Below are 22008 nucleotides of genomic sequence, written 5' to 3'. Positions count from 1 at the left end.
TCACTTTTTAATGAAAGTGAAACCGAAACAGAATTTGCTTGGCGACCATAGCATTTTGGACCCACCTGATTTCCATGCCGAACTCAGAAGTGAAACGAAATAGCGCCGATGGTAGTGTGGGGCTTCCCCATGTGAGAGTAGGACATCGCCAGGCTTTAATGTCGCTTTTAGAGGATTCTAAAAGCAAACTAAAAATTAGCATCGTTAGTGTCAGACTAAGTTTTAGTAACAATTTGCGGAGAGATGGCTGAGTGGTTGAAAGCACCGGTCTTGAAAACCGGCGTACGTTAATAGCGTACCTAGGGTTCAAATCCCTATCTCTCCGCCACTACATAGAAAGCCCGTTGAGAAATCAACGGGCTTTCGTCGTTTTGCCATTTAGCAATTTCCTTCAGTTACGTCTCCGGTTAGAAATATAACTCTCAAATGCGATGAGAAATGACCGACCAGTTCGTTGTACGGTTACTTATTGAAACTAACTGAATTTCAAGTATAAAAAAGCCCACGCTAATAGTTTGGGCTTTTCAATATCAGATGCTTGATGTGGCAATTAGAACTCTTTTGGTGCAAAACCTGTCATCACATCTAGGCGCAGCTCTTTACCCACTTTCGTTAAAGGGTGAACGATGACTAGGCCGCGAACGCGTTTCTTTAGTTTGCCGATATCAGCCTGTTCTTCTTTAGTGATTTCACGAGAGAATGGCATATCAAGCAGGCTTTTACGCTCTTTGTTTAGCTCGTAAGTTTGCTTGTGTTTTAATTGATTTAGCTTCTTCGTAAGCTCTTCAACTTCATTCGTGAATTTAGTAATCATTTCTTGATCACCACGAGAACGTGCCCCGTCAAGTTTACGCTGGCATGTATCTAGACGGTTGTGTAGCTTTTGAATATCAGTTTTAATGCTCATGGTAATTGGACTCAAATTTTTAATAGTCGAGGAGTATAGCATAGCTGAATTTCTACGCTCTACTATACTGCTTGATATCTCCATTTACTTGATTAATTCATTGCCTGAAGTCACTCCAGAGAAGAAGGCTTTGACGTTATTCAACGTAACAGAAGCAATGTTATTGAGAGCCTCATACGTGAGGAAAGCTTGGTGACCCATAAACAATACGTTATGGCATGCTGATAAGCGACGGAAAACGTCATCGACAATCACATCATTCGATTTATCTTGGAAGCACAAGTCTTTTTCGTTGTCGTAAACATCTAACCCGACCGCGTCTATTTTGCCTTGTTTCAGTGCTTCGATTGCCGAGACAGAATCAAGCAGTTCCCCATGACTGGTATTAATGATCATTACATCATCTTTCATTTTTGCGAAGGAGTGTTCATTCAGAAGGTGGTAGTTTTCTATACTCATTGGGCAGTGAAGAGAAATGACATCCGCGTGAGTGTAAATATCTTCAATTGTACAGTAACGAGCTCCCATCTCTATTGCGAGTGGGTTTTCGTATGGGTCATAGCACAGCGGTTCCATGCCAAGCCCTTTTTAGATACGCATTGTCGCGATGCCAATTTTGCCCGTGCCGACCACCCCAACGTTTTTACCATAGAAATTAAAGCCAACTAAGCCCTCTAGAGAAAAGTTAGCGTCTCGAGTGCGTTGGTAGGCTTTATGTAAGCGGCGATTTTAAGGTCTCGTGGGTCTAAATCAAAAATCGGCAACATTAGTATACGAGCCAGGGCCCTTACTATTTGCAACGAGGGCCCTTCGGGAGCGTGTCATTGAACCGATTTATGCGTCATACAACTTGGAAAGTGCAGGCTATTACACTGCGTTGTTTTCCTTGCTTACTTTCGGTAAATAAGGAATCAATGACAGCGCTCTGAATCCTGCATCTTGAAGTCACTTGGGTATATAAAGTAAGACTTCATGGAAGCATTGAGTAGTTAAATTTGCTGATATTAAGTTTGCTTTAATATGGCCTTCTGACTAGCATTGCCTTTCTTTTGTATTCCTTTGTGTTGGTTAGGCGTTTCAAACGATGTCGATAAAGTGGTTGTCTCTATTCTTATGTTGTTTTTTATCTATGGGTGCACAGGCGGCAGTCGATCTTGTCAAAGTAGATAAATCGAAGCGCAGAATGTACTTGTTGGAAGAAGGCGTAGTCGTTAAGGAATATCGTATAGCGTTAGGGGCTAATCCTAAGGGACACAAACAAGAAGAGGGCGATAATCGTACCCCTGAGGGAGACTATACGCTTGACTACATTATCGAAGATTCAGCGTTTTACCGCTCTGTACATATCAGCTACCCAGACGCAATTGACCGTCTTGAAGCGCATCGAAAGGGAGTGTTACCTGGCGGCGATATAAAAATCCATGGTCTTAAGAATGGTGAGACGCAATCTTCTCAGTATATTCAGAGTTTTGACTGGACGAATGGTTGTATTGCAATTACTAATGAAGAAATGGAAGAGTTTATTAAGCTGGTAAAAATGGGAACCCCGATTTCCATTGAATGGTAATTTTTTCTTTCCGTAGGTTCCCGAGCGAGAGTGTAAATAGCATTTAATCCATGAATCGGCGAGGATAATCACTGAAGATACCATCCAGTTGCGGTAGGTGCTTTAGCTTCCTTGGGTTATTTACCGTATAGCACATTACTTTGTAACCGGCTTGCTGGAGCTTTTTGATCTGGCGTGCGCGTACCCAGTTAATGTTGAGGTTACAGCTATAAGCATTCACTTCTTCCAGTAATAGCCGATCTTTCTTGGTAAAAAATTCACTGAGTACCCCTAGGCGGTGACCACCGCAATGTTTATATAGTGCTTTTATGACTTCAGGGCTGAAGCTAGATAGAAGCATTTTTTCTTTAGATAGTGCCCCTTTAGCCAGTGTGTGTGCAAGCGTTTTAGCCACTTGTTCTGCGGGATGGTGGTCAACCTTAACTTCAATGTTTAAGTTGAGTTCATTCTCAGCAGCAAGAGTAAGCAACTCAGAAAGCGTCATGATTTTCTGGTTAGAAAAATCAGGGCTAAACCAACTTCCAAAATCTAAGGCCTTCAGTTGTTCTAATGTCAGTTCATCGACACGTCCTTGGCCATTGCTGCATCGGTTTACCTTATGATCATGGCAAACAACCAGTACATTGTCTTTGGTTGGTTGGACATCGACTTCGACCCAATTAAGACCGAGATCGATGGCGGCTTGAACACTGGCTCTGGTATTTTCTGGGAATTCTCCTGCCACGCCACGGTGGCCAATTAAAAGCGTTTGCATATACATTTTTACTTTGTAAGTGATTGGTTCAGATTGTACTCCTTTTTTAATCAGAACATAGGGATAGCTCAGTATCTAAAGAGATAAATCATGCTTAATTCGCGCATTTTAGGGACAAAACGCCCTTACTTAGTCGTCCTTACGATGGACAAACCTGTTGGGAATGCAACTTGAAGTAATATAAATGGTTGGACTTTTATACGCTTACCACCCATTTTTTAAAGGCAATGACTGTGTGAATACATCCTTTAATTATCAGGGAGAGCAGCATGAAAATTGGTGTGATTGGCGCAGGAGCGGTTGGCGTTGGGGTATGCAATTATCTTTTGACCCTGGGTAGCGTACGTGAATTAGTTCTATTGGATAACCATTTACAACGAGCAGAAGGGGAAGTTCTCGACTTTCGGCATACTGCTGCATTGACCTTTTCTAAGAATACACATATTACCGCTAGTGATGATTATCTGGATTTGTTGGAAGCAGATATTGTGGTTATTACCGCTGGTGCACAAATCAAACAAGGTCAGACTCGTATCGATATCGCGGAAATTAATGCAATTGTGGGGGTTGAGATCGCACACAAAGTGGAGCGAGTTGCGCCTAATGCAATACTTATCGTGGTATCAAATCCTTGTGACATTGTCGCACATTTTATTACGATGAATACGGGTTTTGATCCGAACCAAGTGATCAGTAGCGGTTGTGTCATTGATACAGCACGCTTGATGAGTATTGTTGCAAATCGAGTGAACCTGGATCCTAAGAATGTCTTTGGTTATGTGTTAGGTGAGCATGGTAGTCTTTGTTTTATACCCAAGAGTGTGATTTCTATCGCTGGACAATCGGCTGATTACTATTGTGATGCTCATAATATTGAACGGATCGACGCCGATGAATTACTTGAAGCCGTAAAACAGGCAGGTTATGAAATCTTTCGCCGTAAACACAATACTGTTCATGGCATTGCAGCGAGTGTGTTTCGCATTATTCAAGCCATTAAAATTAATGAGCGCTCGGTGCTTCCAGTTGGCACCATGATGTCAGGGCAATATGACATAAATGGCGTTGTACTCAGTTTGCCTACGATTGTGGGTAAGAAGGGCGCAGACTCAGTACTGATTCATCCATTTAATGAAGATGAGCTAGAAACGCTTCAATCAATAAGTACCCATTTACGAATGATTGTTGAAGATGTCGCAAAGGCTACAGGACTAAGGATGTGATTTTCTGCTAGAAAGAGGCATATCTTACGTGTGAGAGCCCACAGGAAAGTGGGCATTTTTGCGTTTATGAGCCGCCGAAAAAAAACATAAAAAGTGAGATTGTTAAATTTTCGAATGAGCAATAAAATACGAATTATTATTATTTGCGTTTGTGTATTGGTTTTGTGATGTCTCGTGTTTTGCTCGTAGATGATGATGTTCCATTGTGTGAATTATTAGAAGCAGTATTGCAGGAAGAGGGGTATACCGTTTCGTCCGTTCATTGTGGGGAGAGTGCTCTTCAGCATATGGAAGAGATGCCGGTGGATATCGTTCTTCTTGATGTGATGTTACCTAACCTTAGTGGTATACAGGTTGCACGTCGTATCTGTCAGCGTTTTGCGACGCCTATTTTGATGCTGACTGCTTTGAATGATGAAAACTCGATGTTAGAGGGCTACCAATCTGGAGCCGATCAATTCATCGGCAAGCCATTTAACGTTGCAGAGTTATTGATGCGAATTAAAGCGATTCTTCGTCGAGTGGGGCTAGAGCGACAAAGACAGGTGATGTACGGCACCGTACAAAGCATCAGTGAGCAACTGAATAGCTTACCGCTTACTGGTACCGAAGCTGAGCTATTGAATTATTTAGTGAAGAATCAGGGAGTGGTGATCTCGAAAGCGGAATTGCAAATCAAGGTATTGAAGAAAGAGCTTTGTCCTTTCGATCGTAATTTAGATATGCATATCAGTAATATCCGCCGAAAATTAGTGGGTGCTGGTCTATCGAAGCAACACATTAAAACGTTTCGTGGCAAAGGCTACAGCTACCTTGAGGTTGTGGCTAGTTGATGAAATTGGTTTGCCCTCCTTATATTGTTCAGCGTAAAGGTAGTCTTGCTTTCCAGCTCTTTACTTACATCACCGCCATCGTTTTTAGCATTTTGGCCGTTCAGGCGGTCGCTGAACAAGCGTTAGTCAGGGCCATGTTGAAGATCCCTCTGAGTGTAAAAGCAGAAATGTTGGATCTTGCCCATCAAGCGAATGTTCTTATCGAAGATGGTGATATGGATGAGCTCGCAGATTGGGCGAATGCACAGCACTTCTATTTGTTTGTCTTGGATGAAAACTATCAGCCGTTAACGCATCGAATGATGCATCCATACTTTGAATTTAAACTGAGATTCAAAAGAAGCCTTGATGAGCAACTCGAAGGTAGAGTAAGTCGACCGATCATCAATATTCCCTTAGTGAATAACAATAGCTTAGTTATTAAATTGCCTCACCAGTTGCATCCGGTTCATGATTTTGTTTTGTATTTCAGAGTGTTAAAGGTAGTGATTGCGGCGGTGATATTGGCGCTGTTTTCATTGCTTCTAGCAAGACATTTGCAACAACCACTGGATCGATTAAGAGAGGCGAGCAAAAAGCTAGCGAATGGGGATTTTAATGTCAGTGTCGTAAATGAGTTGAAATCCAATATTCGCGAGTTTAACGAGCTAGCTCGTGACTTCGATAATATGACTAAAGAGATGCATTCTCTGGCTGAAAAGCAGCGTCGTCTGATTCGTAACGTTTCTCATGAGCTTCGTACCCCACTTGCTCGTCAAAACTTAGTCTTACATCTATTGCGTAAACGTGTTGGGGAAAGCGAACAAAGTTTAGTGACACGGCTAGAAGAAGAATCCAACGAACTGAATCATTTGATCGGTGAAATCATAGAATTTAGTCGACTGGAGAATGCACATTACGGCACAAAAATAACGTCCAGTGATTTAGAAGAGTTACTTGCTCCTCAAGTGGAGCGTTGTAAGATCGATTTGAAACCAGCGCAAGCATTGACATTTGTTTGTGATGCAGTGAACACGACTGTGCAATGTGATGAAAATTTAGTGCTACGTTGTTTGAACAACTTAGTAGGAAACGCCATTAAATATGCCGGCGATTCTGCGCGAATAGACATTTCACTAGCGGATAAGAATATCGAAACACATCGTGAAGTCATTATCACTATTGCTGACAATGGTCCTGGTATCCCTGAGGGTAAACTTTCGGATATCTTTGATCCATTTACTCGATTGGACGCCTCCCGAGACAAAAAGCAAAGCGGTTATGGGCTAGGGCTTGCCATTGTAAAGGAATCGATGCGAATGATGGGAGGCACCGTTACTGCATCTAACCGTGATGAAGGGGGGCTTGTGGTTACCTTGTCGTTTCGACAATAACAAACTAGCGAAATGATAGAGGGGCTCAGCTACTTGCTCAAAAGAGCTATGAATTCCGATCTCTCTACACAACAATCCAAATGCAAAGAATGTAAATTTAATGCTAATGGTAATTATTATCATCTATATTCACGCCTAAAATAATTCAAAGGGAATCGCACTGGTGGAATGTGTGGCCCGAAAATAACCGGAGTGAAGGATATGTTTACTAAGAGCCAGTTGGCATTAGTGATCGGTGCAGTGCTAGCAGCGCCTGCAGTGGCAGAAGTTCAAAAAACAGATGAGCACTTAGTGGTAGAAGGGCGCGAGTTCGGTTACAAAGCCGATACCAACAGTACGGCAATGCGCATGGAAATGATGCAACTGGAAACGCCAGGGCAAGTGGCTGTGATTGATGAAGCGGTTATCGATGAGCAACGTGCCAGCACATTAGGTGAAGTCCTGAAAAACGATGCGAGTGTCAGCGCGGGAGGCACAAGCCGTAACCGTGAGCGTTTCTCGTTGCGTGGCTTTGAACTGAGCAGCTCGGATGGCTTCCTGCGCGATGGGAGCCAGCACTGGTCACACTACCGTCAACCAATTGAGCTTTTAGAGCGAGTTGAAGTTCTTAAAGGTCCTTCAGGTCTCCTTTACGGCAATTCTGAACCAGGCGGCCTTATAAACATGGTTTCGAAGAAGCCAACAACAGAAACACAAGCTCATTTGAGCCAAGATATTGGTTCAAATGATCACTCTCGCACAGTGTTGGATGTGAGTGGCGCACTTAACGAAGCAGAAACGCTGCGTGCGCGTGCGATTCTTGCTAAAGAGAGCTACGGCTCATGGCGTGAATATGGTGATGGCACTAAGCCACAGACTGACCGCGTAGTCGGTGGTCTGGTTGTGGAATACGACATCACGGAAGATATCATGGTGTCGGCTCACTATGACCGCACTAAAGATGACGGAAGTGTTGATTCAGGTGCATACATTGTGGACGGTAAACCAGTCCGTGGTGATAAGTACATCTGGGATGCACAATGGTCAAAAATTGACAACGATGTAGAAAACTACGGCATCGATATCAATGCGCAAGTGACAGATAGCGTAAATGTGAAAGCGGGTTATAACCGTCAAGACTTCGAACGTTTTGATGTGGAATCTTATCCAAGTTTCAGTAAATACGCTCAAGATAACAAGATCATTCATTCAGGAAATGAGCGTACAGATAATTGGGTATTTGATACGGCGTATTTAGATGTGACCACAGATTTTTCTCTGCTTGGTAGTGAAAACACATTTTTGATCGGTGCTAACTATTTAGACTACAAATATGACCGCTTTCAAGAATACTACTCAGCAGTTGAAATTGAACCTGGTCAGACTGTTCCTCGCCCTGGTTACTCAGGAAAAGCAAAAGAGTCTACATCTGAGTACGATACTTGGGGTATCTATGCGCAAAATATGATGACAATTAACGATCACTGGCAAGTACTTGCGGGGGTTCGTTACGATGAAAAGCGCACTGATGAGCATACTGAAAGCCAAGTATCACCAAAGCTAGGTGTGATTTTCCACCCAGCAAGCAACGGCTCGATTTACGTCCAGTACTCTGAGAGCTTTATGCCTCAAGGCACAGTTAATAGCACTGATTACACTAACGATGGTGAAGATCTAGAAGCCGAACGTGGACTCTCTTACGAAGTGGGCACAAAGTGGGAACTGTTTGACGAGCGTCTATACGTTACGGGGGCGTTTTTCGATATCACCTTAGAAAACATCGCGTTGGATGTTGAAGACGGTGTGAATGCTAGTGGCGATGTGATGTACAAGAAGACTCAGGATGGTGAGCAAGTACACCGTGGTGCAGAAATCTTAGTACAAGGTTTTGTGACGGATGCGCTTTCACTAACGGCCTCTGCCATGTACTTAGATGCGGAAATCACGCAAAGTGCGGATTACAAAGGCAATCGCCCTGCAGACGTTCCTGAGTTTTCAGCAAGTGTTTGGTCTAGCTACAACGTTCACAGTAACACCGATGTAAACCTAGGTTTATTTTATGAAGGTGAGCGCTACGGAGACGCAGCGAACACATTTAAGAAAGATGGGTATGCTCGCATTGATATGGGCGTGGCGTACACATACAAGTATGATGAGAACTTGGATATCGTGACTCGACTCAATGTGGAAAATGTGTTTGATACTCATTACTTCGCTGGTGGTGGTAGCACGAATAGCCAACAAGCAGGAGCGGGTGAGGTCGTGATCGGCGAAGGCCGAAATTATATGGCGACAATCCAGTTCAAGTACTGAATAAGCTGACGAAGAAAGGGGAGGGGTAGGCTTCCCCTTTGCTATACCCAAGTAATTTTCGTTGAAACGCGAACCTTGAGATTACTTGGGTATAGTGTTTCTAGAATTAAGATATGTAAACTCGTATGAATCTAATGAAATCAAGTATTGCGTTGTTGCTCTCATCGGTTTTGATTCCCGTTCACGCGGAAAATCTTAACGATGCACAAGCCATGCAGAGTAAAACTAACCAAGCGTCGGCAGTGAGCCAAAAACGCATTGATATAAGTGCAGAAAAAGCGCTGACTTTAGAAGCTGAGATTGAACAGCTGCAGGAAGAAGTCAGCAATTTGACAATTTATCGCAACCACCTCGCGAGCCTTGTTGATAGCCAAAACCAAGAAGTAGAAAGTCTTAACGAGCAAATTGAGCAGATTGCTCAGACTCGTCAAGGCGTGGTGCCTTTGATGTACCACATGCTCGATGGTCTTAAAACGATTGTGGCGGAGGATAAGCCAATTCGTAAGGCGCAGCGTGCAGCGCGTATCGAAAAACTCGACGCTATGATGATCCGCGCAGATGTCACAGATGCTGAAAAATTCCGCCGAATTTTAGAAGCGTACCAAATTGAAATGGATTACGGCACTAAGATCGGTGTTTACCAAGGTAAGATCGCCTTGGGTAGCAAGGACCAAATTGAAGCTGATATTCTTTACCTAGGCCGCGTATCGCTTATTGCACGTAGCTTGTCAGGTGAACATTTCTGGCGTTGGTCACAGCAACAAAATGTGTGGCAAGCGGTTGATCCTAATCAAAAGCCAGATCTCGATAAAGCCTTTGCGATGGCAAACAAACAGATCGCACCGAGCATGCTTACTTTGCCTGTGTCTCTAAACGTTGCGGAGGGCAAATAAATAATGATGAAGAAATGGCTATCGGTCGCATTGATTTCTTGTACTGCGCTTCTCTCTCACGCCACATTTTCAAGCGATGCTCAAGCTTCAGCGAACAAAACCTTGCTGCAGAAAGTGCAACAAGAAAATCGTCAACAACAGTCGCACAACGTCGCTCGTGAGTCTGGCTTTATGCAAACCCAACAAGAGCTGCAAGCAATGAAAAACAAGCTTGTGGCTGAGCGATCAGCGCTGCAAGCAGAAGCCGATACACTAGCGGTGACGTTCAGTGAAAATGAAGCGGAACTTGCGCAGTTAGAAGAAAAGCTACGCCTTGAAACTGGCAGCTTGGGTGAGCTATTTGGTGTGGTTCGTCAAAATGCTAAAGAGCTGGAAGCAGAACTTAAGTATTCTGTTACTGGTGTAGATGCAAACTCATACCAGCAAAATATCGACGATATCGTTGCCGCTAAATCACTACCAACGTTGCCGCAGCTTGACGCGATGTGGCGCAGTATGGAAGAGCAAGTTAAAGCAAGTGGTGAGCTGGCGAAGGTGTCATTCACTCTGCTTGATGGTGAAGGTCGTGAACAAACGGTCAACGGTGTTCGCCTTGGCTCATTGGCGCTGCTAAGTGACGCTGGTTACGTGAAGTGGAACGGTCAACGCGGTGATGCGGTGAATTACCTTCGCCAACCAGAAAATGGTCCAACAGCAAGCAGCTTAAAGACCGGTGACATCGACTCAGTGGTGATTGACCCCTCTCGCGGCATACTCCTTGAGCAACTAGCAAACTCGCCAACGATGGCCGATCGCCTGAACGCTGGTGGTGTGGTTGGTCAGATCATTCTTGGCTTGTTAGCGATTGGTTTGATCATTGCGTTGGTTCGCGGTGTATCACTAATGATTGCCCGTCATAAAATCGCCAAACAGCTTAAGAATCCAACTCAACCAGAAGATAACCCACTTGGTCGTATCCTTGCGGTATACCAAAAAGACAAACATCGTAGCGTTGAAGCATTAGAGCTTCGTTTATTAGAAGCGGTGGTGGATGAGCAAACGCATCTAGAAAAAGGTTTGTCGATGCTGAAACTGCTTGCGGCACTGGCACCGATGCTTGGTCTACTGGGTACGGTAACAGGCATGATCGAAACTTTCCAAGTGATCACTCAGTTTGGTAACGGTGATCCGAAAGTCATGGCTGGCGGTATCTCAATGGCACTTGTTACCACTGTACTTGGCTTGGTTGCTGCGATGCCGCTGCTTCTGGCACACAACGTATTGAGCTCTCAAGCTGAGAACATTCGCAATATCCTTGAGAAGCAGGGCATTGGTCTTGTGGCAGAGCAAGCGGAGCGTGATATGGCAAAAGGTCAAAAAGCACCGAACACTGTAGCGGAGAACGCAGCGTAATGGAGCAGATCCTACTCAACACATTGGGTTTGATCAGCCAGGATTGGGCCTCAACTTTGATGCGCTTCATGCAACAAGGTGGCCAAATTCTATGGTGGTTGGCAGCCGTTGTTGCGGTGTGCTGGTTACTGGTGATGGAGCGTGTTCTTTACCTAACAACGGAATTTCCAAAGGTGAAGAAACAGCTTTTTAAGCAGTGGTCAGCAAGAGCCGATCATCACTCTTGGTACGCGCATCAAATCCGCGAAGGATGGATTGCCAAAGCGCACATTGAACTGAACCAAAACCTTTCAACCATCAAAGTACTTGTGGCGATCTGTCCAATGCTTGGTCTATTGGGAACGGTGACTGGCATGATCACGGTGTTTGATGTGATGGCTACACAAGGCAGCAGTAATCCAAAATTGATGGCTTCGGGTATTTCACTTGCGACGCTGCCAACCATGGCAGGTATGGTTGCAGCACTTGCTGGCATGTTTGTGCATGCGCGCTTAAGCAAGGTGTGTGAGCGCAAAGCCCTCCAGTTAGAACAATCTTTAAGGAGTCAGAAGTGAGACTCGGACGTAGAACTCATCGACAGGATGAAGCACAGATCGACTTAACCTCGATGCTGGATATTGTCTTCATCATGTTGATTTTCTTCATTGTGACTAGCTCATTTGTGCGAGAGTCTGGTGTGGAAGTGAATCGCCCCCAAGCATCGAACGTGGTTAGTCAAAAAGACGCGGGCATTTTTATCGCGGTAACCGCAGCAAATGACGTGTACATCGATAAACGTTTGGTAGATATCGAGCGTGTGGAAGCCGCCATTGAGCACCTATTGCTTGAGCAGCCAGACGCGTCGCTTGTGATTCAAGCTGACGAACATGCTTACAACGGTACGGTTGTGAAAGTGATGGATGCGGCAAAGGGTGCAGGCGTGAAGAACATCGCGTTGGCGGCGGAGAAACCTTAATGGGCAGGCTGTTACTCGCACTACCAGCGTCAATAATGATTGCGGTGAGCCTGTTTAGCTTTATGGCGTGGATGATCGATAAAGGCAATCAACGTGCACCTAAACCTTCGGAGGCGGTGCGCTTTGATATGGTGATGGTAGAGAACGATGCTGATGTGCAACGTCGTCAACGCGCTGTACCTGAGCAGCCTGAACCACCAAAATCGCCAGAGCCGATGAATTTGTCTCAAGCTGCAACTCAAGCAGAGCCAATGAGCCAAGTAACGCCAATCAGTGCATTGGGTCTGAACACCGCACTGGATGGTATTGCGATCAGTGCACCGAACCTGAAAGGTATCATGGGTAACCAACAGGCAATGATGCTATACAGCCCAGAGCCTCGCTATCCAAGTAAAGCGGTTAAGCGGAAGATAGAAGGCTACGTGACGATGCGCTTTACAATCGATGCGACAGGCCGCCCTAAAGATATCGAAGTGATTGATGCTAAGCCTAAGAGAATGTTCGAAAAAGAAGCCATTCGTGCATTGAAGAAGTCGAAGTATCAGCCGAAAGTCGAAAACGGTGTTGCGGTCGAGCGCTTTGGGCAAACCAGAAGAGTGGAGTTCAAGTTAGCCAAATGATGAAGCAATTCTTAATTGGTGCAGTATTAAGCCTGAGTGCTTTTACCACTGTCGCGAATGAACTGAGTCAGTACACAGCAACTCGCGTTCAGCGTGCTCATAACCTAGCGCAAGAAGAAAAGCTGCAAGAAGCCATCTCCACGCTTGAAAGCCTCGACTTATCTCGCGAATATGATCAAGCGTTTGTTGCTCGGATGCTGGGTATTTTCTATTGGCAAAATGAGCAAGTTAAGCCGGCTATCAAACAACTGGAGAGCGCAGTAAATAGCGGTCTTTTGAACGACGAGCAAGCTTGGCAAACACGTAAGATGCTGGCCGACATGTTGCTCAACGAGCAGCAGTTTACTAAAGCTCTGCCTCACTACTACGACTTGAGCAAATCAGTGTCAAAGAAGCAAAAATCGCACGATATTTGGTTGCGTATCGCACAGTCCCACTATCAGCTAAATCAATGGAACAAAGTGCTTTCTGCGATGGCTCGATACGAGAAGTTGGGTCTGCCAGATAAGATGGCACCACTGTCGATCAAATTGTCTGCGGAACTTGAACTGAAAAAGTGGCAATCCGCAATAGGTACGATCAAACGTTTGATAGCGATTGAGCCAGAGCGTGTGGAGTGGTGGCGACAACTTGTTGCGCTTTATTTGCGAGTGGATGATGACAAGCGCGCACTTGACTCTCTAGCCCTTGCTAAATTGCAAGGCGTTACCTTGAATCAAGATGACTTGAAACTTCTTGCTCAGCTGTATGGCAAGCGTGGTATCCCGGAGCGAGCAGCGAAAGTGTTGGCTGAGTTAAATGACATTAACTCAGACAGCAAACTGAAAGCACAACAAGCGACGTATTGGCAAATAGCGAAAGAGTGGCAGAAGTCGATTGATAGTTGGCGCGTAGCAGCCAAATTGGATCGTCAATACTATTGGAATCTGTCGCAACTGTTAGTTCAGGAAGGTCATTATCAAGATGCGCTTGTCGCTTTAGATAACGTTCCTGGACGCAAAGCGGATGTCGCATTGGTGAAGACTCGTGCGTACTATAAATTAAAGCGACTCGACGATGCCCTCGCTAACGCGAAACGAGCCAATGAGATTGAACCATCCACTCAAGCAGATAGTTGGGTGAAATACCTCTCTCAATTGCGTCACGCAAAAGAGAGTCAAAGCGGCTAGTCTGTTATTGAAAGAAGCCTAAAGACCTGAGTGCAAGCTCGGGTCTTTTTGTTTCAACCCTTCCAGAAACGCTATCGTTGCAGAATATTGAAACGTAAATAATGTAAATTAAATGCCAATACGAATGATTATCACTTAAATTGCAATTCATGGTTATTGGTGATGATTATTTTCTATGTTGTTCAAAAGCAAAGGTGTTCAAACTTGGGCTCGCCGCCTGCACATTTATGTTTCTATGGCACTTTTAGCGGTGACGCTTTTTTTCGCGTTGACAGGGATTACCTTGAATCGCCCTGAGTTGTTCGAGCGCAGTGAACCCATCATCCAGCAATACACTCTGACTATTCCCTCTCAGATCCTTTTTGAAAGAGAGGGAAACTTTCAACCAAATCGTTCGGCGTTGTTGGATTTCCTTACTCAAGAAAATGAACTGCGTGGAATGCCATCAGCTTTGGACGTCTACACCGAAGTAGAAAATGGAGAATTGGTATTAGGCGAGCTTTCTTTGGATTTTAAAGGTCCAGGTTACAACGCCACCGTTTTTGTTGATATGACAACGGGCCAAGCTGAAATTGAAACCACCCACTACGGCATTGTTGCGCAGCTTAATGATTTACACAAAGGGCGTAATAGTGGCGACACGTGGAAGTGGTTTATCGACATAACAGCAGTGTTAATGGTGTTTTTTGCCCTGACTGGTGTGTGCCTGTTGTTACCAAAGAAGAAAACATTCAGAACGTCGATGCAGTGGATGAGTTTAGGCACCGTATTGTCGTTCGTTATTTATTTTGTTGCTGTGCCATAACAGGTCATATAGAGAGAACCCTATGTTAAACGCAGGTCGATTCTTCCGTCGCCCCCCATTTTATAAGGCTGCACTTATAGCCGCGCTGATTCCACTTCCTCTTTTGGCGGAACCACTACCAGATAATGCCAAAGTCGATGTTGAATTTGAGTTACCAAAAATCGATACCTCAATGAACGCACGTCCTTATGTGGCGGTTTGGATTGAGGATGAGAAACGTAAACCAGTGAAAACCATCCAGCTTTGGGTTGGTAAAGATGAATGGTTAAAAGACCTTCGTAGCTGGTGGCGCAAAGTCGGTCGTTACGATCGTGAACTGGTTGATGCGGTAACATCAGCAACTCGCCCGGCAGGTCAATATCGCTTTGTTTGGGATGGTACCAACGATGACGGTCAGCGCCTTGAGCAAGGTGGCTATACATTGCATGTAGAAGTCGTGCGTGAGCACGGTGGTCGCAACTACCTGCGTCAAAAAATTCAGTTAGCAGACAAAGAAGCACGCTACCAAATCAAACCAACGGAAGAGACGGGCGTAATCACCGTCAATTACCAAGTCAAGTGATAGAGAAGGAGTAATAATGAAGACCAAAATGAAAGCGGTGGCACTAGCAAGCGTAATGGCAATGGGTTTAGCTGCGGCGACAACGGCACAAGCACATCCCCGTTGGGTTCTTCCTTCTCATTTCACGGTGTCGAAAGAAGGTGGTGATTGGCTAACGTTCGATGTAACCGCATCTCACGGTACGTTTGTTTTTGATAAACCCGCAGGTAGTGAACAAGCGTTTGTGATCATGCCAGATGGTCGTTCTGAGCGTCCTAATTTTGTCGTGCGCGGGAAACGCCGCTCGATGTTTGACTTCTATTTCGAAGAGGAAGGCACACACAAGGTCGCGATCAACAATCAACCGAGCTATTACACCCAATACAAGGCGGGCCGTCGTGACACGGTCAAACGGGCAAAAGCGAGTAAGGCTGACCGTGCGAGCGTTATTCCAGAAAAAGCACGCGATGTGGTGACTCTGCTAAGCTACACCCGTGCAGAAAGCTACGTAACGGTTGGTATGCCGACAGAAAAAGTGTTTGAAATCGAAGGTAAGTGGCTTGAGATGAAGCCGCTTACGCACCCTTCAGACATCATTGAAGGTGAAGAAGTGATCTTCCAATTTTTCTTTAATGGGGAACCTCAACAAGGTGTGACTGCGGAAATTACTCGTGAAGGTACGCTTTACCGCAACCATCAAGAGCAAATCGATGTAGTGAGTGATATAGATGGCAAAATTACATTCACGCCGGAAGTCGCTGGTCGTTACCTGATGAAAGCCAACTATAAAGGTGAGCTGAAAAACGACCCTCTAGCAGATAAAACCAGTGCGAATGTTCACCTGACGTTTGAAACTCAACTTAACTAAGCAAATTGTGGCTCACCGTTAAAGGGGAGCCACTTTGGAATGACCATGAACAGCACCTCCATTCTCAAAATCTCTTTATTGTTCTTCGGACTGGCATCGTTTCAGGCTATTGCACATTTTCCTTTGATGAGTTGCCATCTAGAACAAGAAAAAGTGATCTGCCAAGCTGGCTATTCGGATGGCTCAACGGCAGTGGACTTTGATGTCGAAATGTACGACTACGATGATAACTTGATTGCCAAAGTAAGAACCGATAGGCGTTCCATCGCAGAGTTCCCTCACCCGAAAACGGATTTCTATCTTGTGTTTGATGCGGGTCATGAAAACCCCGTCGAAGTAGATGTGGTTGAGTTACAAGAGAAATGAACACACAAATCGTTCGACCTAATAATGGTAATCGAGAAGGAAAGTGGGTGGCATTGACCGTCACCGTAATCCTTACGGCATCAACGTTCTTATTACCGTACCACCAAGCCGAGACCGAGCACTCGGAAGTGTTCGCTCATCAAGTGTCGATCACTGACCTTGCGCAAGAAGAGGTTGCCATGGTTGCTGAGCTCAAACTCGCTCATGAAGAAATTCGAGATCTTCGTGTAGACGCTGACACGTGGCCGGAAGTGAGTGAGTTAGAAGCATTTTGGATTGCACCATTTGTACAAGACCAAAGTTGGCAGCGTAAAGGTTCGCACCAATGGAAACGACTCGGTTCCGGACTTTATCTCGGGCTGAGACAGGATGAACAAGGTGCAGCGTCTATGCTCCTCGATAGCCGTAATGCTCAGGCAGACATCTGGTTTTCACAGGCTGTTGGTATTGTTCAAGCTAGCGCCTTGATGAAGCAAGAAGATCGTCAACGTCAAGGTTGGCTGCAAATCGTTCTCGTGCCGTCACCTTCTTCCAATTCACATGATCACTAAGTTCAACATAAATGAAAATAACGATGATAAAACGTGTTCTATTACGCCGTATTATGGCCGTAAGTGTGTTGCTTGCGGTCTCTGCTTCGAGCATCGCTGCAGATAAGCTAACTATTGGTATCACTCTGCAGCCTTATTACAGTTACGTTAAAGCTGTGGTAGGGGATAAAGCGGAAATTCTTCCGCTGGTGGATGCGGGGTTTAACCCACACAACTATTTACCACAGCCGAATGACCTAAAGCGCTTAAATCAAATGGATGTCATCGTGGTAAATGGCATTGGTCATGATGATTTTGCGCTGAAAGTGATTCAGGCGGCCCAGCGAAATGATCTTGTCGTGATTGAAGCGAACGAAGAAGTGCCTTTATTGCCTGCGATGGGGCAATCGGTGGGCAAAGGCGCGGTTAACCCGCATACTTTTGTTGGCCTATCGACCACGATTCAAAAGGTGTACACCATTGCGAGTGAACTGAGCAAGCTCGATCCTGACAATGCAGTTTACTACCGAAAGAATGCGCGTAACTACGCCAAAACATTTCGTTTGTTAAAGCGTGACGCCATGTTGTCTTTAGGCCAATTGAATACCGCTGGGATGAAAGTAGCAACGACGCATAATGCCTATGGTTATATCTTGCAAGAGTTTGGTGTCGATGTGGCTGCCGTGATTGAACCTGCTCATGGCGTTGAGCCAAGTGCGAGCCAACTGCAAGGAACCATCGAGAAGATCCGTCAATCTGGCATCGATGTGCTGTTTTACGAACTGAACATGCCTAACCGCTTTGTCGATACGATTGAAGAAGCGACAGGTGTTCAGCTTTATCGCTTTTCGCACATGACGCATGGGGAATATGAAGCAGATAAAGTTGAAGTTGAAATGCGTAACAACGTGGCGACGCTAATCGACGCGATGAAGTTTGTAGCAAGTAAGCACGAGCAGGAGAAAGCCTGATGCTCGGTCCGTCTATTTCAATCGATGGGGTGAGCTTGCAGTACGGCGGTAACCTTATTCTTCAAAATATCCAAACTCAATTTGAGGCGGGTCAATGCCACGTGATCATGGGACCAAATGGTGGCGGAAAAACGTCGCTGTTACGTTCTGTGTTGGGCTTAACCCCATTTACGGGGGATATCTCGATGCATTGGCCAAACCTTAAGCAAAACCAGCAATTAGGCAAAATTGGCTACGTACCACAAAAGGCGATGTTTGAGGCAAGTTTACCTCTGACAGTGATGGATTTTGTGTTGCTTAACCAAACACGCGTACCTCTGTTTTGGCGAAGAAAAACCAAACAAACTCAACAAGCGCTAGCTCAACTAGATCGTGTGGGTATGGCTGCCCGCAGTGATCGTCGAATGGGGCAATTGTCCGGCGGTGAGCAACAACGCGTGTTATTTGCGCAGGCGTTATTAAATGATCCAAGCCTACTCGTGTTAGATGAGCCAACAACAGGCATGGACGAGCAAGGGGTTCGTTATTTAGAAAGTTTGATTCTTGAAGTGGTGGCAGAAGGAAAAACAGTATTAGCGGTTCATCACGATGTCACAGCGGTGCGCCGTTTAAATGCACAAGTACACGTAGTGAATCGCCAAATTGTGGCTTCAGGACATCATTTAGAAGTGCTAAGTCCAGAGCGTATTGAATCTCTATTTAAGCATTACACAGCAAAAGTGGAGGCCGCATAATGGAGTGGTTAAGACAACTCGCACTTCGTGGCGTAGAAGCTGGCTGGTTAAGTGAAAGCTTCGCTTACGCCTTTATGGTTAATGCGATTGTTGCTGCGTTAATTCTAGGTCCGCTGTTAGGTGGGCTCGGAACATTAGTCATTGCCAAGCGTTTAGCATTTTTTTCTGAAGCGGTAGGTCACGCAGCACTGACAGGCATTGCCATCGGCGTTTTACTTGGAGAGCCACCGGAAAATCCGTTTATTGGGTTGTTCAGTTTCTGCATGATATTCGCACTATTGCTGCATTTTGTGCGTAATCGAACCAATGTTCCTTACGATACACTTGTTGGGGTTTTTCTCGCATTGGCTTTGGCCGTCGGTGCGGCATTGCTGATGTACGTGGCTCGTAAGATCAACATTCATATGCTCGAGAACGTGTTGTTTGGCTCAATTCTCACGGTAACAGACAGAGACATCACGATTCTGGCGGTGAGCTGTTTGATTATCCTTCTACTATTGATCCCGACATTTAACCGAGTTTTACTCACCTGCATCAGCCCGGACATCGCGCGTGTGCGAGGCTTCAATACCAGTTTTTATGATTATTTGTTTGTCATGATGATCACTCTGGTGACGATTGCGGCGGTAAAGATCATTGGTGCGGTGCTCGTGGGGGCACTCTTATTGATCCCTGGCGCGACGGCAAGGTTGCTGACTAAGCGAATGGGTAGTTTCGTTCTGCTTTCATCATTGTTGGCCACCGTCGCTTGCCTGATTGGTGCCGTTCTTCCTATGGAGTTTGAACTTCCTATTCCGTCAGGTGCATCAATCATTATTGTCTCGGCAGCGTTCTTCCTAGCCGCGACGATTTACCGAATCATGAATAACGCGTGATCCTTAATCCGAATAATAGAATATGAATACAAAAAAAATAAAGATGAGCTTGAGTTTGGTGGTGATGAGCACATTGACACCATTTACGTTTGCTAAAGATATCTTAACCAGCACGCCGGTTACCTACATGATTTCACAGCAGTTGATGCAAGGAACGGGTATTGAAACGACGTATTTACCACCTAAACGTTATGGTATTGAGCGTGTCGCTAACTGGTTTGCGAATCAAGGTCAAGAGCAAGTGATTGAAGCGGGTAAGTCGGCAACGGTGGCGATTACTCTAGGGGCAATTTGGCACCAAGACCCGACTTATGTCTATGCAAGACAAGGTAATATTCGATTGATTGAAATTGATGCATCGCAAGCGATTTCTCCTCGTGCTCAAGGTGTTGCCGTATTGACTCTTGATAAGGGTAAAACGTCGAAGTACGCGTGGTTGAACTCGGTTAACTTGATTCGAATGGCATCGATTGTCGGAGAGGATCTGCAAAAAATTTACCCTGAGCACCAAGAGGCGATTGAGAAAAACCATCAGGGTCTCATGCTAAAAATGCGTGAACTGATTAACCAGCAGCAAGAAGCGATCTTTGAAATGGAAATGGATTCAGTCATATTACTCGATGAATCGTTGGAAGACTTTGCGTCAGGCAATCAACTGTTTGTTGCTGGTCGTCAATTCAAACCAGAGTTGGAGTGGTCAGAGGCAGATAAACATTCTTTAAAAGCTCAATTTGAACAGGATAAAACACTAAGGATCGTGACGAGTAGACGACCGTCAAATATGCTAAAGGCTCTGGTTTCACCGCACAGAATACTGCAAGTTGACTCTATTGATCGTATGGGCAGTAAAAGTATCAAAATTGAGAAGCCACTCGCACGTTGGCGATTGTGACACGGTAAATACCACACAAATTATGAAGTGGAATGAAAAGTTCCCTTTTTTATTGTGATTTAGGTTAAATAATAACCAGAAATGTAGGTGGTTTAGGGGGAAAGCATTTGTTTCAGCTGTGTTTCATTACTACCTTGTTACCTGTTCGTTGCGATTGATGTCTAATTTCTTGCTGTCGGGGCGAACCGGTACAAACAACTATATGGATGTTAACAATGAAAATGAAAACTCTAGCCGTTGCAGTGGCGGCACTAGCATGTGGTACACAGACTCTCGCAGCAGAAATCTATAACAGCGATGGCACGTCAATGTCTATCGGTGGTTACGTTGATGTGGGTATTGGTGAATACTTTGAAGACAATGTAGGCATACACCAAGTGTCTCCACGCATCAATGTCGTTGGTAAGCAAGACATTGGTAACGGCGTAACAGTCGATGCAAAAGGTGAGTGGGCTCTAAACTACCTAGACGGTGGCGATACTTCATTCACTACTCGTTTAGGTTACATTGGTGCGACGTACGCAGAACTTGGTCGTGTAGTAGCAGGTACTCAGTGGTCACCTTACTACGATGTAGCAGGCGTAGCGGATATGCCAATCGCGTTTGCCAATGACTTCTTGTACTACAATCACGGTAATTTAGGTACAGGTCGTGCGAATAAAATGCTGAGCTACAGTAATGCTTATGAGTTTGGCGACGGTTTTGGTTTAGGCTTAGCTGTGGGCTGGCAAGGTAAGCAAACACAAGAAAGTACAACTTTAGAAAAAGTTGTCGAAGATTGTGATGTAAAATGTGTAGTGTACGAAAAAACAACAAAAACAGTATATGATGATCGTGGCCAAATTGCACTGGGCACAGAGCTAGCAGGTTTTGGTCTAGGCTACACATACAGCGGCGGTGATGTAAAGGTTGGTACTAAATCAGAGTCGGCGACGTCTCATGTGATTTCTGCTAACTACGGTGAATACGGTTCAGGTCTGTATGCAGCCATCGTATACGGTATGAATGATCATTTCTTCACTTACGATGGAACGACATACGCGAAAACCGTTCAACTTGACGGTCTATTGGCGTACGGCGTCAACGACTGGACATTCAGTGTGAACTACGAGTCGGTAGAAGACGACAAAGCGAGTAAGACGCTTTACAGCGAGTCGGCGATTCAAGCTGAATACGCTGTGACATCCGCTTTCTATACGTTTGCTGGCTACCAGTTTGACCTAGGCAACGATATTGGTAACAAAAAGAACGATTGGTGGACAATCGGCGCTCGTTACTACTTCTAATAAATAGAACCGTTTCTTCTGCCTAAACACATTTATTGTATTGACGCCTACTCGCTATGAGTAGGCGTTATTCTTTTGCATTTTCTTGTGGAGGAGAGTCATCGCTTAGACTCAAAGAGAATGCGTAAAAATACCCGCAAGTTGCGGGCATTATTTCGGAAT

Annotated in this window: 23 protein-coding genes, 1 tRNA gene, 1 rRNA gene and 1 pseudogene; 23 read left to right on the top strand and 3 right to left on the bottom strand. The window is 45.0% G+C overall.

What is annotated here, in order from left to right; genetic code table 11:
• Positions 1-37: 37 nt before the first annotated feature.
• Together rrf and AK965_RS03780 are read left to right on the top strand one after the other, a co-directional pair.
• Positions 38-154: ribosomal RNA gene (gene rrf / locus AK965_RS03785) — 5S ribosomal RNA — on the top strand.
• 83 nt (positions 155-237) lie between these two features.
• Positions 238-328: transfer RNA gene (locus AK965_RS03780), tRNA-Ser, on the top strand.
• A gap of 222 nt (positions 329-550) precedes the next feature.
• On the opposite strand, the gene AK965_RS03775 is transcribed toward AK965_RS03780, so the two are convergent.
• Both AK965_RS03775 and AK965_RS03770 read right to left on the bottom strand, forming a co-directional pair.
• The gene (locus AK965_RS03775) at positions 551-907 is read right to left on the bottom strand and encodes a YibL family ribosome-associated protein (protein WP_119464274.1); all 357 of its coding nucleotides are present in this window, start codon (positions 905-907) and stop codon (positions 551-553) included.
• An 84-nt stretch (positions 908-991) separates the two neighbouring features.
• A pseudogene (locus AK965_RS03770) lies at positions 992-1636 on the bottom strand (NAD(P)-dependent oxidoreductase); the annotation flags it as partial.
• Positions 1637-1991: 355 nt separating this feature from the next.
• On the opposite strand from AK965_RS03770, the gene AK965_RS03765 reads away from it, so the two are divergent.
• Positions 1992-2474: a murein L,D-transpeptidase family protein gene (locus AK965_RS03765; RefSeq protein WP_099078343.1), complete on the top strand. Its 483-nt coding sequence runs from the start codon at positions 1992-1994 to the stop codon at positions 2472-2474.
• 43 nt (positions 2475-2517) lie between these two features.
• On the opposite strand, the gene AK965_RS03760 is transcribed toward AK965_RS03765, so the two are convergent.
• Positions 2518-3228, bottom strand: coding sequence for a glycerophosphodiester phosphodiesterase family protein (locus tag AK965_RS03760; protein ID WP_099078356.1), 711 nt, complete (start codon positions 3226-3228; stop codon positions 2518-2520).
• Between the two features lie 269 nt (positions 3229-3497).
• Here AK965_RS03760 and AK965_RS03755 point away from each other — a divergent pair, with 269 nt between their 5' ends.
• The 20 genes from AK965_RS03755 to AK965_RS03660 all read left to right on the top strand — a co-directional run bounded on the left by AK965_RS03755 (position 3498) and on the right by AK965_RS03660 (position 21846).
• Positions 3498-4451: an L-lactate dehydrogenase gene (locus AK965_RS03755; RefSeq protein ID WP_099078342.1), complete on the top strand. Its 954-nt coding sequence runs from the start codon at positions 3498-3500 to the stop codon at positions 4449-4451.
• Between the two features lie 167 nt (positions 4452-4618).
• Positions 4619-5284 carry a response regulator transcription factor gene (locus AK965_RS03750; protein ID WP_099078341.1) on the top strand — a complete coding sequence of 222 codons (666 nt, stop codon included), beginning with the start codon at positions 4619-4621 and terminating at the stop codon, positions 5282-5284.
• Positions 5284-6657 (top strand): sensor histidine kinase, encoded by a 1374-nt coding sequence (locus AK965_RS03745; protein ID WP_099078340.1) that lies wholly within the window; start codon positions 5284-5286, stop codon positions 6655-6657. Before AK965_RS03750 ends, AK965_RS03745 begins: the two co-directional genes overlap by 1 nt.
• Before the next feature lie 201 nt (positions 6658-6858).
• The gene (locus AK965_RS03740) at positions 6859-8949 is read left to right on the top strand and encodes a TonB-dependent siderophore receptor (protein ID WP_099078339.1); all 2091 of its coding nucleotides are present in this window, start codon (positions 6859-6861) and stop codon (positions 8947-8949) included.
• Between the two features lie 125 nt (positions 8950-9074).
• Complete coding sequence (locus tag AK965_RS03735) at positions 9075-9842, top strand: DUF3450 domain-containing protein (protein ID WP_172438056.1); 768 nt, start codon at positions 9075-9077, stop codon at positions 9840-9842.
• Positions 9843-9845: 3 nt separating this feature from the next.
• Positions 9846-11234: a MotA/TolQ/ExbB proton channel family protein gene (locus AK965_RS03730; RefSeq protein WP_099078337.1), complete on the top strand. Its 1389-nt coding sequence runs from the start codon at positions 9846-9848 to the stop codon at positions 11232-11234.
• Positions 11234-11788, top strand: coding sequence for a MotA/TolQ/ExbB proton channel family protein (locus AK965_RS03725; protein WP_099078336.1), 555 nt, complete (start codon positions 11234-11236; stop codon positions 11786-11788). The genes AK965_RS03730 and AK965_RS03725 overlap by 1 nt, the downstream gene beginning before the upstream one ends.
• Positions 11785-12189, top strand: coding sequence for a biopolymer transporter ExbD (locus AK965_RS03720; protein ID WP_099078335.1), 405 nt, complete (start codon positions 11785-11787; stop codon positions 12187-12189). The genes AK965_RS03725 and AK965_RS03720 overlap by 4 nt, the downstream gene beginning before the upstream one ends.
• Positions 12189-12809, top strand: coding sequence for an energy transducer TonB (locus AK965_RS03715; RefSeq protein ID WP_099078334.1), 621 nt, complete (start codon positions 12189-12191; stop codon positions 12807-12809). Before AK965_RS03720 ends, AK965_RS03715 begins: the two co-directional genes overlap by 1 nt.
• Positions 12806-13978 carry a hypothetical protein gene (locus AK965_RS03710; RefSeq protein ID WP_099078333.1) on the top strand — a complete coding sequence of 391 codons (1173 nt, stop codon included), beginning with the start codon at positions 12806-12808 and terminating at the stop codon, positions 13976-13978. Before AK965_RS03715 ends, AK965_RS03710 begins: the two co-directional genes overlap by 4 nt.
• A gap of 175 nt (positions 13979-14153) precedes the next feature.
• Positions 14154-14783 (top strand): PepSY-associated TM helix domain-containing protein, encoded by a 630-nt coding sequence (locus tag AK965_RS03705; protein ID WP_099078332.1) that lies wholly within the window; start codon positions 14154-14156, stop codon positions 14781-14783.
• 22 nt (positions 14784-14805) lie between these two features.
• Entirely contained in the window at positions 14806-15345 is a 540-nt protein-coding gene (locus tag AK965_RS03700) for a DUF2271 domain-containing protein (protein WP_099078331.1), read from the top strand.
• A 16-nt stretch (positions 15346-15361) separates the two neighbouring features.
• Positions 15362-16192, top strand: coding sequence for a DUF4198 domain-containing protein (locus tag AK965_RS03695; protein ID WP_099078330.1), 831 nt, complete (start codon positions 15362-15364; stop codon positions 16190-16192).
• 45 nt (positions 16193-16237) lie between these two features.
• Positions 16238-16558 (top strand): hypothetical protein, encoded by a 321-nt coding sequence (locus AK965_RS03690; RefSeq protein ID WP_099078329.1) that lies wholly within the window; start codon positions 16238-16240, stop codon positions 16556-16558.
• Positions 16555-17109, top strand: coding sequence for a hypothetical protein (locus tag AK965_RS03685; protein WP_099078328.1), 555 nt, complete (start codon positions 16555-16557; stop codon positions 17107-17109). The genes AK965_RS03690 and AK965_RS03685 overlap by 4 nt, the downstream gene beginning before the upstream one ends.
• 23 nt (positions 17110-17132) lie before the next feature.
• Positions 17133-18059: a zinc ABC transporter substrate-binding protein gene (locus AK965_RS03680; RefSeq protein WP_099078327.1), complete on the top strand. Its 927-nt coding sequence runs from the start codon at positions 17133-17135 to the stop codon at positions 18057-18059.
• A complete protein-coding gene (locus AK965_RS03675) occupies positions 18059-18793 on the top strand; it encodes a metal ABC transporter ATP-binding protein (protein WP_099078326.1) in 735 nt (244 codons plus the stop codon). The genes AK965_RS03680 and AK965_RS03675 overlap by 1 nt, the downstream gene beginning before the upstream one ends.
• Entirely contained in the window at positions 18793-19668 is an 876-nt protein-coding gene (locus tag AK965_RS03670) for a metal ABC transporter permease (protein WP_099078325.1), read from the top strand. The genes AK965_RS03675 and AK965_RS03670 overlap by 1 nt, the downstream gene beginning before the upstream one ends.
• Before the next feature lie 22 nt (positions 19669-19690).
• Complete coding sequence (locus tag AK965_RS03665; protein ID WP_099078324.1) at positions 19691-20560, top strand: zinc ABC transporter substrate-binding protein; 870 nt, start codon at positions 19691-19693, stop codon at positions 20558-20560.
• Positions 20561-20775: 215 nt separating this feature from the next.
• A complete protein-coding gene (locus tag AK965_RS03660; RefSeq protein ID WP_099078323.1) occupies positions 20776-21846 on the top strand; it encodes a porin in 1071 nt (356 codons plus the stop codon).
• Positions 21847-22008 lie beyond the last annotated feature (162 nt).

Origin of the sequence: Vibrio sp. PID17_43 (assembly GCF_002608565.1) — a bacterium.
GTDB lineage: Bacteria > Pseudomonadota > Gammaproteobacteria > Enterobacterales > Vibrionaceae > Vibrio.
Note: the sequence above shows the minus strand (reverse complement) of the source record. Positions and strands in the feature narration are given on the sequence as shown.